10 protein-coding genes and 2 pseudogenes are annotated in these 13,347 nt (G+C 58.9%); 7 read left to right on the forward strand and 5 right to left on the reverse strand.

Translation table 11 applies throughout. The features are described 5' to 3' along the window. Positions 1-21: 21 nt before the first annotated feature. Entirely contained in the window at positions 22-267 is a 246-nt protein-coding gene (locus tag KGA98_RS24640) for a hypothetical protein (protein WP_150672513.1), read from the reverse strand. 330 nt (positions 268-597) lie between these two features. Between KGA98_RS24640 and KGA98_RS24645 the strand changes: the two genes are divergently transcribed. Continuing rightward, a complete protein-coding gene (locus tag KGA98_RS24645; RefSeq protein ID WP_154909037.1) occupies positions 598-1,920 on the forward strand; it encodes a DUF1329 domain-containing protein in 1,323 nt (440 codons plus the stop codon). A gap of 354 nt (positions 1,921-2,274) precedes the next feature. Here the strand turns inward: KGA98_RS24645 and KGA98_RS24650 are convergent, their stop codons facing one another. The 3 genes from KGA98_RS24650 to KGA98_RS24660 all read right to left on the reverse strand — a co-directional run bounded on the left by KGA98_RS24650 (position 2,275) and on the right by KGA98_RS24660 (position 6,682). Beyond that, positions 2,275-2,436, reverse strand: coding sequence for a DUF2986 domain-containing protein (locus KGA98_RS24650; protein WP_154946418.1), 162 nt, complete (start codon positions 2,434-2,436; stop codon positions 2,275-2,277). Positions 2,437-2,601: 165 nt separating this feature from the next. Further along, positions 2,602-5,025: a flavin-containing monooxygenase gene (locus KGA98_RS24655; RefSeq protein ID WP_223504208.1), complete on the reverse strand. Its 2,424-nt coding sequence runs from the start codon at positions 5,023-5,025 to the stop codon at positions 2,602-2,604. After that, positions 5,012-6,682 carry a GMC family oxidoreductase gene (locus KGA98_RS24660; RefSeq protein WP_223504210.1) on the reverse strand — a complete coding sequence of 557 codons (1,671 nt, stop codon included), beginning with the start codon at positions 6,680-6,682 and terminating at the stop codon, positions 5,012-5,014. Before KGA98_RS24660 ends, KGA98_RS24655 begins: the two co-directional genes overlap by 14 nt. A 223-nt stretch (positions 6,683-6,905) precedes the next feature. Between KGA98_RS24660 and KGA98_RS24665 the strand changes: the two genes are divergently transcribed. After that, the gene (locus KGA98_RS24665) at positions 6,906-7,931 is read left to right on the forward strand and encodes an AraC family transcriptional regulator (protein ID WP_223504212.1); all 1,026 of its coding nucleotides are present in this window, start codon (positions 6,906-6,908) and stop codon (positions 7,929-7,931) included. 79 nt (positions 7,932-8,010) lie between these two features. Here the strand turns inward: KGA98_RS24665 and KGA98_RS24670 are convergent, their stop codons facing one another. Beyond that, the gene (locus tag KGA98_RS24670) at positions 8,011-8,577 is read right to left on the reverse strand and encodes a nucleotidyltransferase family protein (protein ID WP_223504224.1); all 567 of its coding nucleotides are present in this window, start codon (positions 8,575-8,577) and stop codon (positions 8,011-8,013) included. A gap of 228 nt (positions 8,578-8,805) precedes the next feature. Between KGA98_RS24670 and KGA98_RS24675 the strand changes: the two genes are divergently transcribed. The 5 genes and pseudogenes from KGA98_RS24675 (at position 8,806) to KGA98_RS24690 (ending at position 13,176) form a co-directional block, all read left to right on the forward strand. After that, the gene (locus KGA98_RS24675) at positions 8,806-10,143 is read left to right on the forward strand and encodes an MFS transporter (RefSeq protein ID WP_057714870.1); all 1,338 of its coding nucleotides are present in this window, start codon (positions 8,806-8,808) and stop codon (positions 10,141-10,143) included. A gap of 114 nt (positions 10,144-10,257) precedes the next feature. Then, positions 10,258-10,794 (forward strand): AAA family ATPase, encoded by a 537-nt coding sequence (locus KGA98_RS24680; protein WP_223504214.1) that lies wholly within the window; start codon positions 10,258-10,260, stop codon positions 10,792-10,794. Between the two features lie 215 nt (positions 10,795-11,009). Beyond that, a pseudogene (locus KGA98_RS28790) lies at positions 11,010-11,312 on the forward strand (PAS domain-containing protein); the annotation flags it as partial. A gap of 288 nt (positions 11,313-11,600) precedes the next feature. Next, positions 11,601-12,575, forward strand: a pseudogene (locus KGA98_RS28795) (methyl-accepting chemotaxis protein); the annotation flags it as partial. A gap of 265 nt (positions 12,576-12,840) precedes the next feature. Beyond that, complete coding sequence (locus KGA98_RS24690; protein WP_223504218.1) at positions 12,841-13,176, forward strand: hypothetical protein; 336 nt, start codon at positions 12,841-12,843, stop codon at positions 13,174-13,176. Positions 13,177-13,347: the final 171 nt, after the last annotated feature.

Raw genomic sequence — 13,347 nt, forward strand, 5'->3', positions numbered from 1 at the left:
ATTTCAATGACGTTGAACCTATCAGTCGTCGTTGTCATCGCGATCACGGTAGCGACGGTGATCGCGATCATAGTCACTGCGATCATAGTCACGACGATCATAGTCACGGTCATAACCTCGATCATCGTCCCCTCTCTGGTCGTAACCACGTCGATGGTCATGATCGTGATATCGCCCGTACCGCTCTCCGTCATCCCAGTGCGGGCCGCACCCTCCCAACAAGACGGCGCTGGAAATGGCCACGATCAAGATTACTGCACGATTCATATGAACGTCCTAAACGTCGGAAGTATGGAAGGGTCATGGCTGCTCGAAACCTTCGTCCGGGCAGTGTTCAGACATAGCTATGACCATTCGGTAACCCAATGATTCCGCTGAAAAATACAAACAAGTGACAGTCACTCTCCCATCGAATGCCCGCCGAGACAGCCCGGGCCTGTCATCAATAGCCAAGGGGCTGTCGTCGAATGAAAAGCGCCCCTGATAAGGGGGCTATCTAATGGCAGTACTGAAAAAGTCTCTGGTGATGAGTCGACGTAAGCGACTGCTGCGCCTGAGTCACGAGTTGCCTGGTACGCCAGGCAGGAGAATAACAATATGAAATTCGTGAAAAGTCTTCTGGCTGCCGTACCCCTCATGGCACTGGCCATCGATGCCCGCGCCTATGTATCGAGCCAGGAAGCCGCCCGGCTGGGCACCAGCCTGACGTGGGTGGGAGCCGAAAAGGCCGGTAATGCCGACGGTTCCATTCCGCCCTACAACGGTGGCCTGACCACTGCGCCGCCCGGTTTCAAGACCGGCGACAGCATGCGCCCGGACCCCTTCGCCGGCGAAAGACCGTTGCTGGTGATCAACGGCAAGAACGTCGAAGCTTACAAAGGCATGCTGACCGCCACCACTGTAGCGTTGGCCAAGCGCTACCCCGCCTTTCGCGTCGACGTCTATCCGACCCACCGCACGGCATCGCTCCCACAGGCGGTACTGGACAACAGCCGCAGAAATGCCACCAACGCCAGGTCCCTCAACGGCGGGATCGCCATCGACAATGTGATGCCCGGGGTGCCTTTCCCGATTCCGCAATCCGGTGCCGAAGCGATGTGGAATTTCCTGCTGCGCTACCAGGGCGTCAACATCCATTCCAAGTACGACTCCTGGAGCGTCGACACGGCGGGCGTACCAAGCCTGGCGGTCACCGGCGAGGCATTCGTCTCCTTCCCGATCTACGAGAATCTGTCGAAACCGTTCAACAGCTCCGACATCTACTATCAGTTGAAGCTGTCCTATACCGGACCTGCGCGCCGAGCCGGCGAGTCGATCATGCTCAAGAACGCGACCAACCCGGCGGAGTTCCCTGGCCGCGCCTGGCAGTACATGCCTGCCCAGCGCCGCGTCAAACAGATCTCGATCCTGGCCTACGACACCCCCAACCCCGGTACTGCCCGTGCACTCGAGCTGTACGACTGGACGCTGGTGGGCAAGCAGGAAATGATCGTGCCCTACAACACTTACAAACTCACCTACGCTCGCGCTGCCAAGTCGCTGACCACGCCTGACTTCATTTCCCCGGACTTCGTACGCTGGGAAAAGCACCGGGTCTACGTCGTGGAGGGCAACCTCAAGCCGGGGGCGAAGCACATCTACCAGAAGCGCCGCTTCTACCTGGATGAAGACACCTGGGCCGCGGTGGCCTCCGATCAGTACGACACCAGTGGCCAGCTATACCGCGGCTCCTTCGCGTTCTTCAGCCAGAGCTACGACCAGCAGGTCCCGGACGCCACCCCTTTCATGACTTACGACCTGTCCAAAGGCACCTACAACATCAATGGCGTGGTGGGCCCCCATGGCGGCATCCGCTACATCGAGCCGCTATCGACGGCGCAGTGGGTGCCAGAATCCATGGCGGGTGCCGGTATCCGTTAGGTCCGCGGCGAAGCAACTCCCGATCATGCATGACCGATGAATAACAAAGCCCCCAAGATTCAACGGAACCGAGGGCTTGAGATGTCGGGTGAATGTTTTTGTGCAGATTGCGAGGATTAGCCAGCGGCCAATTGTAATCGCTGGCGAGTGCCTGAAATGGATCGATTGCAGGCCAACTGAATCACTCCGGAAATTGCAGACGCAAATGACCGACTGCTTCACGCCTTTCGAGACGGCAGAAATCGTCCCGAAGTGGCCGGTCAAATGTAGCGAGGGGGATCTGGTCATTCAAAGCCGCGAAGCGGCTTCGACTTGAAGGAAGGGGTCGACCACGTCTACGCGGTCCGATCTGAATCAGCTCTCAGAGGCGATCGCTGACTCGTCAGTGGTTTCTGCCGCCAGCTTCAATCGGTCCGCTTTACAAATGTATTTAGGCTTGCTCTTCGGTGCCAGTTTGGCACTGGCCTTTTTGGCCTTAGCCTTGAACAGTTGCTTTAGTTTCTTTTGACGGTTCATTTTTTCTACTCGGTATGTCAGGTCTTGAATGATATCAGCTTAAGGCATTGGCCCAATTGTGCCGTTACAGACCAGCGAGTAAGAACGCCCATTAAAACGCCGAAAAGCCCGCCACCCTCAAGAGGATGGCGGGCTTTTGTGTTTTTGGCGTTACGTCACCTCAGGCTACGTGCGTGCCAGTTGCTCCCGGGCAAATGCGCCGAGGGTCTTCAACGCCTTGGCCGCCGAACGCAGGTAGAAGGCTTGCAACTGGAACACGTGCCAGCGTGCGGCATACACCTCCAGGCGGCAATTCACCCCGCAGTCAAGCGCATGCTCGGCCAATCGGGTGGCGTCAGACAACAACAGCTCATGGTCACCGACCTGGATCAACATCGGCGGCAGCCCTTGCAGGTCCACCTCAAGCGGATAGCCCATCACCTGCGTACCGGCATACCAGCCCAGCCCTTGCTCCAGCCAGCCGCGACGGATCATCGGATCCTGTTCGACCCGCGAGGTCATGGAAGCACCGCTCAGGCTGTCGTCAGTCACTGGCGACATCAGAAGCATGCCGGCGGCAAAACGCGGGTGAAGATCACGCAGCTTGAGCGCCAGAGCCAACACCAGCGCGGCACCCGCCGAATCGCCGGCCAGGAAGATTCGGTCAGCGGCATACCCCTGAGCCCGTAGCGCCTGATAGCAGGCCAGCGCATCGTCCAATGCCGCCGGGCAAGGATGTTCTGGCGCCAGGCGATAATCAGCTACCCACACCGACATCCCCGAAGCCTTGGCCAAGCGGCCGGTGATGCTCCAATGTGTATCCGGCGAGCCTAGGCAGAACGCTCCGCCATGCAGGTACAGAATGACCCCGCCGTTTTCACCCTGCTGCGGTGCGACCACTTGCACGGGAACGCCGTTGGCCTGCTGACGATAACGAATCACGCCGCCAGTGCCTGGCATTAACCTGGACAATAGGTTCACGACCTTTCTCTGCGCAGGCGCCGCCAACCCCGGCCCGATCAGCGAGCGAAACGTGGTGCGAAGAAAAACCCTCAGGAATCCGGCGCTCAATGTTTCCGGCCAGTCGCGGGATTCGACTACGGTCGCGCCGCCTTCAAACTCGCGTGTGAAGCGGTATGCATGCAACCCGGAAAACCGCGTCAGCCAGCGATAGCTCAAGGTGAACCCCGGCCAGTTGGTGCTGTTGTTGCCAGCGTCATCCACATACCAGCTCTTGCAGCCGTTCCACACCGTGTTGACCAGGCGTTGCTGGACCTGCCCATGAAAGCGGTCATACACGCTGGAGTCGACTTCCACGGTGTTGGCACCTGTGCCCTTCATCGTGCGCCAACAGCGCATGACGTGGGCAATCTGGCTTTCCAGCATGTAGACAATCGAGTTGTGACCCAGGTTGGTGTTCGGCCCATACAACATGAAGAAATTGGGGAATTGCGCAACCGTCAGCCCCAGATATGCGCGGGTGCCATCGCGCCAGGCATGGTTAAGGTCCACGCCATTTCGCCCGACGATACGCATCGGCGACAGAAACTCGGTAGCCGCGAACCCGGTGCCGTAGATGATCGCATCGACTTCATGCCGCTGGCCGTCAACGGTTTCAATGTCGCTTTCAGTGACTCGCGCAATGCCGTCGGTCACCAACTCCACGTTGGACCGGCTCATGGTCTGGAGGTATTCGCTCGACAGCAGGATACGCTTGCAGCCGTATGGATAATCCGGGGTCAGTTTGTTGCGCAGTACCGGGTCCGGCACTTGTTCGGACAACAGTCGACGGAACGGAATTCCCACGGCCCACTTCATCAAGCCCTTGAATCGGGTGAACGCCAGCGCCCGGGACTCGTAGCGCATGTATATCGAGGCACGGTAAGCGGTCATCATCCAGGGCACGTTGCGCAGCAATGATTTTACCCGCTTGGAATAAGCCCGATCCGGTCGAGGCATCAGGTACGCCGGCGAGCGTTGGAACACCTTCATGTGCCCGACAGTCCCGGCAATCGCCGGTACGAACTGAATGGCCGAAGCACCGGTGCCGACCACCGCCACGCGTTTGCCTGCCAGCGAATAGCTGTGGTCCCAGGTCGCCGAGTGGAACACGTGCCCCTTGAAGGTTTCCATACCTGCCAGCTTCGGGAACGCCGGGCGACTCAACTGACCGGTGCCACTGATCAACAGCGATGCACTCAGGACGCTGCCATCCTGCTGGGTCACGTGCCACAGCGACGTGCGTTCATCAAACTCGGCGGACACCACTTCGGCGCCGAAACGAATGTGCTTGTCCAGCCCGTACTTGTCAGCGCAATGCCGCAGATAGGCGTGAATCTCGGCCTGGGGCGCGAACACCCTGCTCCAGTCCGGGTTCGGCTCAAACGAAAAAGAATACAGGTGCGAAGGTACGTCGCACGCGGCGCCGGGGTAACTGTTGTCCCGCCAGACACCGCCGACATCCTGTTTCTTCTCCAGGATCACAAAGTCCTTCACACCGGCCTTTTGCAAGGCAACGGCCATGCCGATACCGGCAAAACCGCTGCCGATGATGATGGCGCTCAAGGCTGTTGCCGACTGACTGCCGGTTCCAACTTCATGCAACGACATAAGATGCCTCATTGTTGTTTTCAGTGGTGGCTGTCGTTTCAGTCCGGGCGGACGAACACACCCGCCCAATGCCGCGGATAAGGTCAACGGCTTTCTCGGCGATCATGATGGTCGGTGCGTTGGTGTTGCCGCCGATCAGGGTAGGCATCACCGATGCGTCAACGATTCGCAGCCCTTGCAGACCGTGTACTCGAAGTTGCGCGTCGACCACGGCCAGTGGGTCATCGCCCATGCGGCAAGTGCCCACCGGGTGATAAACACTGTCGGTACGACGACGCAGTACGGTGCGGATCTGCTCGTCCGTCTCGACCCCGTCGGTGTACAGGTCGCGGGTGATCCAGTTGGCCAGCGCCGGTGCCTGCATCAAACGGCGTGTCAGTTTGAATGCCGCGACCATATCTTCAAGGTCCTGCGGGTCCTGAAGGAACGCCGGATCAATCAGCGGTGCTGCTTGCGGGTCTTTGCTGGCCAGAGATACGGTTCCGCGGCTGCGCGGACGCAACAGGCAAACGTGGCACGACAACCCATGACCCAGACGCAACTTGCGCGCATGGTCCTCCACCGGAGCCACGACAAAATGCAATTGAATATCCGGTTTATCCAATCCTTCGCGCGTTTTGAGAAACGCTCCGCCCTCGGCAAAATTCGAGGTCAGCATGCCTCGACGTTCCCGGCGAAAACGGCCGGCTTCCTTGAGCATTCTGGTGCTGCCTGCAAATGAAACGCCCATGGCATCCAGGCTTGAGGTCTTGTAGACGAAAACGAAATCCGGATGGTCTTGCAGGTTCTGCCCAACACCAGGCAGATCCTGCAAGAGCGGGATGCCATGGCGTTGCAGTTCCTCTTTGGGCCCCACGCCCGACAACATCAACAGTTGCGGGGTCTGGAAGGCCCCGGCGGCGAGGATGACTTCCCGCTTGGCACGCAGGGTGAGAACCTGACCGTTTTGCAGCACCTCGACAGCCACGGCGCGAGTGCCTTCAAATAAGATGCGTTGCACCTGGGCCCGGGTTTCGACGGTCAGGTTGTTGCGCACGCCCACATACGGCAACAGATACGCCCGCGCCGCGCTGCAGCGTTCACCGTGCTTTTGCGTGACTTGATAGATGCCAACGCCTTCCTGTTCCTCACCGTTGAAGTCGTCGTTGAGCGGTAAACCGGTCTCGCAGGCCGCCTCCAGAAAACGTTGCTGGAATGGATTGTCCGAACGCAAATCGCTGACCCACAACGGCCCACCCCGCCCGTGCAAGTCGTTGCCGATGCGCTCGTTGTGCTCGCTGCGACGGAAGTACGGCAAGACATCCTTGAACCCCCAACCGGTATTGCCCAGGGCGGCCCAATGGTCGTAGTCCCATTGATGACCCCGCACGTAGATCATGGCGTTGATCGCAGAGGAACCACCCAGTGCCTTACCCCGTGGCTGGTAGCCCTTGCGCCCTTCCAGTCCCATTTGCGGGACGGTGTCGAAGGCCCAGTTATTCATCGAAGTCGGGACCATTGCCACCATCGCCGCTGGGATATTGACCAGGCTGGACTGCCCGCCACCACCGGCTTCCAGCAAACAAACACTGACGTCCGGATCTTCGCTCAGCCGACCGGCAACCACACAACCACCGGAACCGCCGCCCACTACGATGTAATCGAAGGTCTTTTTCATTGTTGTTCTCCCTTGTGCAAGGCGGTGCGAGATTTGCGGGGTTACCCGAAAACACACAACTGCGCCTCCTGGTTTTCGCCAGGTGCCGCAACGGCCTTTTATTGATGGTTAAACGACGAACCGTGCGCAAAGGATGGTGACGGCCATTGATAAAGAACCGAATGCTGGAATGGGACAATTGCTTTATTATTCGGGCCAACCTTTTCGCCACAGGGACATGGGCATGAGCTTTCGGGATTTTCTGCGTGGCCCGGCCAGCGCCTTGCTGCTGGTGGAGTTCGGCGTCGAAAAAGGCTTGGCGGCCAGCGCGATACTGGCCGGCTCGGGGCTGACGGCAGCGCAACTGGCAGACCCGAATCTGGAGCTGACTGCCGATCAGGAACTGCGGGTGACCGGCAATCTGTTGCAGTTGCTCGGTCATCCTCCGGGGCTTGGCTTCGAAATCGGTGCGCGCTATCACTTCTCGACCTATGGCCTGTTTGGTTACGGCCTGATCAGCAGCGCGACCACCGGGGATGCACTAGCCCTGGCACTGAGCTTTTTGCCGCTGACCTACGCATTCACCGTGGTGACCTATGAAGAGCAAGGCAGCGAAGGTGTGCTGACTTTCGCCACGCCCGGGCTGGCACCCGACCTGCGGGATTTTCTGTTGGCCCGGGACATGGCAGCGGGGGCGCTGTTGCTCAAGGAACTGGGGGGCGATGACTTTTCGCTGTCGCGCTTCACGTTGCGTGCCGGTCCTGCTCACGAGTGCGATAACGACCGTTTATTGGGGCTGGCGCCTGTCTACGCAGCCAGCAGCAACAGCCTGGCCTTTGATCGTTCATTCCTTGTGCGCCCCTTGCCGCAAGCCAACGCCGTCACAGTGAGCATGTGCGAGCAGATGTGCACACAGTTGATGCAACGGCGAATCGCCCGTTCCGGCATGACGGCGCTGGTCCAGCACTACCTGACCAATACCGACGCGACGCCACCGGACCTTTGCGCCATGGCCCGCCTGATCCACGTCAGCACTCGCACCCTCAAGCGCCGCCTGCACCACGAAGGCACCACTTTCCGTGCCTTGCTGGCCGAGGCCCGAAGCCGCAGTGCCATCGAAATGCTCAACGACGAACGCCTGAGTCTCACCGAGATTGCCGAGCGACTGGGGTTCAGTGACCTGTCGAGTTTTTCCCAGGCATTCAAGCGCTGGTATGGGGTAGCACCGAGTCATTTCTCGCTGCGAAAAAGCAGCAGCGGCGTGTGCTAGATGACGCACTCGGTGTCGAATGTCCGTTAAGCGGGCGTTTGCAGCCCGATGCGACCGGCAGCAATCGGCTCCCCTCGATTCAACATTGCTGTTCCACGATCCTGAGCCACGGCCAGCGAGCCTGATAACTTCGCGCCTTCTGATCGAACAGCTCTGGCTTGAGATTCTTTGGGTTGATTCGAAGTAGCCCGTGCTCGGTGTCGGCCAGGCCGTTGGGCGCATAGACCTCACCCGTTTCGATATCCAGGCCAATGCAGGTGCCGGCAATCAGGTAGCGATCTATCCCGTCTTTAGCCGACTGAAGCCTTTGATAATCCCCACCAAAGCGCTGGCGGTACCACAGGTGGACGCGGGCCTGATTCTTGATCTCAATGTTCACGTCCAGGTCCTGGAACAGACGCTGACCTGATTCGATGACCTCATTCTCAGCTTCCCATGACAGGTCATCATCGAAGTAAAAGACGTCGTAATCCTTCACGCCCCACTCTGGCGGTCGCTGTGCCTGTTGATTCCAGACGGCCTGGAACAAACAACCGGCCGTGAGCATGCACTGGTTCAAACCGAGCTCCGGCAAACGAGCGGAAATTTCTGCGTTTACCGGATTGGTCATTGCGATCCTGACCAGGCTTTCGACAGTCAATGTCATCTTCATCCCTTCTGATTGATCTAATCCCTGCGACCGACAATACCCTCAACGCTTTTCAAATTTGCAAAAAAGTCGCCCTTTTCTCTCCCTCGGCCAATCTGGCGCGAATCATGCCTGATTCAATAGCCTGAAGTCGGTACTGACTATGTGGGTGACACTTTTGAAGTGAACCACCTCAGTGCCTGCCCCGATAATCGATAGCTTACTGACGAACTGTCGAGGTCAAGCATGACGAACGCAACTACGGAACAAGTCAGCCCACAAACACTGAGAAGAGTAATTGTGGCTGCCGGCATCGGCAATTTCGTCGAGTGGTTCGACTTTGCCGTGTATGGCTTTTTGGCCACGACCATCGCCCAGCAGTTCTTCCCCAGCGGCGATGCCAGTGCCGCGCTGCTCAAGACCTTTGCGGTATTCGCCGTGGCCTTTGCGTTTCGGCCTCTTGGAGGGATTTTCTTCGGCATGCTGGGCGACAGGATCGGCCGCAAGCGCACCCTCGCGATGACCATCCTGCTGATGGCCGGTGCCACGACCTTGATCGGCCTGCTGCCCACTTATGCGGCAATCGGGGTCATGGCGCCGATTCTTCTGTCCCTGATCCGTTGCGCCCAAGGCTTTTCCGCCGGGGGAGAATACGCAGGTGCCTGTGCCTACCTGATGGAACATGCGCCGAGTGACAAGCGCGCCTGGTACGGCAGCTTCATTCCGGTGTCGACATTTTCCGCCTTCGCCGCGGCCGCCGTGGTGGCCTACGCGCTCGAGGCGTCATTGTCGGCCGAAGCAATGGGGAGCTGGGGTTGGCGCCTGCCGTTCCTGATTGCCGCGCCCCTGGGCCTGGTGGGGCTTTACCTGCGCTGGAAGCTCGATGAGACACCGGCATTCCAGGCGGTGACTCAGGAACATGCTGTCGCACATTCTCCACTCAAGGAAACCTTGCGCAACCATGGTGCGGCGATCTGTTGCCTGGGCGCTTTTGTGTCACTCACGGCACTTTCGTTTTATATGTTCACCACCTACTTCGCGACCTACCTGCAAGTCGCCGGAGGCCTGAGTCGCGCAACAGCGTTGCTGGTGTCACTGATTGCATTGCTGTTCGCTGCGGCGATCTGCCCGCTGGCCGGGCTGTATTCGGACCGGGTCGGGCGTCGAGTCACGGTGATGACCGCATGCGCGCTGTTGATCGTGGTCGTGTATCCATCGTTCCTGATGGCCAGCTCCGGTTCGTTCGCCGCGTCCATCGTCGGCGTGATGCTCCTGGCGATTGGGGCGGTGTTGTGTGGCGTGGTAACCGCAGCCTTGCTCTCGGAAACCTTCCCTACCCGCACTCGGTACACCGCCTCGGCGATCACCTACAACATGGCGTACACCCTTTTCGGCGGCACCGCGCCGCTGGTCGCAACGTGGCTGATCAGCACCACCGGCAGCAACCTGTCGCCAGCGTTCTATCTGATTGCGATTGCATTGCTCGCATTGGCGGGCGGGCTGGCATTACCGGAGACTTCAAGGATTTCCCTGCACGACGTTGCGGCGCAGGAGAAAGCCGAGGGCGTGGGCGCATCCGCCTGAAAACACGAAACGAGCCGGCCAGGCGTCACGTGATCGAGGTTTCCCTAAGCGGCCGTTGACTGGTCGTCAAAACCCTGCACAATTGCCGGCTTTTTTCGCGACAGGACGTCACTCATGCAACGGATTGTAATTCTAGGCAATGCCGGTAGCGGCAAATCCACCCTCGCCCGCGCCCTTGGCAAGCGTCTGGGCCTGCCCGTGGTGCACCTCGACACCTTGTTCTGGGAGCCCGGCTGGATAGAACCCGACGCGGAGCAATTCCGCGCGCGGGTCAGCGCCGCGATCGCAGCGGATACCTGGATTTGTGAAGGCAACTATGCCCGGCGCACCTTTGACCTTCGCCTGCCCCGGGCCGACCTGATCATCTGGCTCGATACGCCGCGACTGACCTGCTTCGCCCGAGTGATCATGCGCAGCGTCAGCAAGCGCCCTCGCCCTGACCTTGCAGCCGGTTGCCCAGAGAAGCTCGACCGGGCGTTCCTGACCTTTCTGAACTTTGTGTGGAATTTCGATCAGGGTTATCGCCCCGGTATCGAGGCGGTGCGCCTGACCACAGGCCCGCGGATTCCTGTGGTGCATTTGCGCAATAGCCAGCAGATTGCCGCCTTTCTCCATGGCTTGCCCGCAATGCCAGGCACCTGCCCTGTATAGAGGGCGCATGATTTCACATTGATATCGCCGTTTTGTCATGAAATGAAAAGAAATTGTCGTCGAATGAATGGTCGATAGCCTCCCCCGTCCATAAATTCCTCTTCGGGCCCGCGCGTTGAATCCCCCGATCTGACGCCTGGCCCGGCTGGCGCAATGCCTGGGCGCATTTCTGATTTGTATGCTCAACATAATAATAATCCGAGGGGTCGCATTGTATGCGTGTGAATTTACCCGTAACCGAGCATGAAAGAGTTTTCCCCACCGAACAGCGATTGATCTCCACGACCGATCTGGATAGCCGAATCACTTACTGCAACGACGCCTTTGTTGCCATCAGCGGTTTCACCTACGACGAACTGGTGGGTCAGACCCATAACCTGGTTCGACACCCCGATATGCCACCCGGGGTATTCGTGCATATGTGGCACACCATCAAGCAAGGCAAACCCTGGATGGGTATTGTGAAAAACCGCTCGAAGAATGGTGATTTCTATTGGGTCAGTGCCTACGTCACGCCCATCTATGAAAACGGACGCATGAGTGGCTACGAGTCGGTCCGCTCGGTGCCCAGCCGCGACCAGGTCCGCCGGGCATCAGCGCTCTATTCCAGGATGCGGGCCGGCAAGCCGATCATTGCGCGCAGCGCGCGGATTTTCCGGCCACTGCGACAGGGATGGCCATTATTGATGGCTGGCGGGGTTTCACTGCTGGGTATTCAGTGGCTATCGACAACCGCGGCACAAGGGGTCCTGATCGCGAGCCTTGGAGTTGCCTGGTACCTGATCGAGTCCCGAAATCGCAAGGCCATCGAGCGTACCCTGGCCGAGCATCCGAAAGCCTTTTCCGATCCGTTGGTCGCCCTCACCTACAGCGATAACCACGGCCCCCAGGGGCAACTGGACATGGCCATGGTCAGTGAGGAAGCGCGCCTGCAGACAGCCCTGAGCCGGCTCGTCGATGCCGGGGTCAATGTCAAGGCCAAGGCGGCGCAATCATCCGAGCTCTCAGGTTCCCAGGCACAGTCGCTTGATCGTCAGCGCAGTGAAACCGATCAGTCTGCCGCCGCCATTTCACAGATGGCCGCCACCATTCAGGAAGTCACGCAAAACGTCATCAGCACCGCACATGCCGCGTCGGAGGCTGACCAGTTGACCCGTGACGGTAGTGAGTTGGCCCGGCAAAGCCTGAGCGCCATGAAAACCATGCATGAGGCGGTCAACGAGATTGGCCAGGCGGTCAATGCATTGGCGAGCGAAACGCAATCGATCGGCAGTGTCGTGGATGTCATCACCTCCATTGCCGAACAGACCAACCTGCTGGCGCTCAATGCGGCCATCGAGGCGGCCCGGGCAGGTGAGCAAGGTCGCGGATTTGCCGTGGTTGCCGACGAGGTGCGTTCCCTTGCACAACGCACCCGCACCTCCACCGAACAGATCCACGGCATCATCGCTTCACTGTATGCCGGTGCCGATCGCGCCGTATCAACGGCCAATCGTGGCGAGCAGATTTCCCGCGAGAGCATGCAAAGTGTCGAGGCGGTGCAGTCGGCGTTGGTCGGCATCAGCCAGGCCGTCACCCGGATAACCGGCATGAGCCAGCAGATGGCCTCGGCGTCTGAAGAACAAAGTCACGTGGCTGAAGATATCAATCAGCAGATCACCCGGATTGCCCAACTGTGCGACCACAGTGCCGGGCAGGCCAAGCAAGGCGCCGCGATCAGCCAGGATCTGGAAGTCATGGCCGATTATCTGCACAGCCTGGCCGAACGCTTCAGCCGATAGCCATTAGTGCCTGTTGACCATCTTGCATCCGGACAACAGGCAGCCATCGGCCAGAAGCACTCATTCAATATCGGACTCTGTTTTGCCAGACACCGTAGGGGCGATTTAGCGTGGCGTCACATTGCGCCCCCACAAATTCATTCAGTGGAAAACAGCGACGCGTCCCTCAACGCCCCTAGTCCCAATGATAGAATCCTGTTTTGAAAAAGGAGTTTCATCTGTGGAGGCTGGAAAAATGAGTTGCCCATATTGCGCGGAAGTCATCATGGCTGAAGCCATTCTATGCAAGCACTGCCAATCCGACCTCAGGCAGAAAATACAAATCCCGCCTGGGCGGCCACTACCGTCAGAAAAGAGAATGGGCCCTGTCAGCAAGGTCCTCATCGGAGCCATTATCGCCATCACCTTGTACCTGGCTTTCGGCTCTTCTGTCAGTAACAGGTCGCAAGACAAGGAAATGATGCAGGCCCGAGATGCCGTCGAACTATGCCGCCAGGAAGTAAACAGCTACTCCGGCCCTGCAGTCGGGAAAAGCATAATCGTAGAAACTTGTCAGAAGCTTGAAGACGAATTCCGTAAGGGTTTTGGCGACGCTCTATAGGAAAAGCCGATTACGAAGCCCGCCATTGAGCGGGCTTTTTTGCCTTGTGCGCCAGGCATGGCGCGTTGCGCGTAAGCGCAACCAGCTTGGCTGTGGTGGCCTCGCTGGTGACTTGGAGGTGAAAGTCCTCTACACACCCGGCAAGGGGAAGTGTTAGCCAGAGGCAAGGGT

The sequence above is a fragment of the Pseudomonas sp. BF-R-24 genome, from assembly GCF_019947335.1.
Classification (GTDB): domain Bacteria; phylum Pseudomonadota; class Gammaproteobacteria; order Pseudomonadales; family Pseudomonadaceae; genus Aquipseudomonas; species Aquipseudomonas jessenii.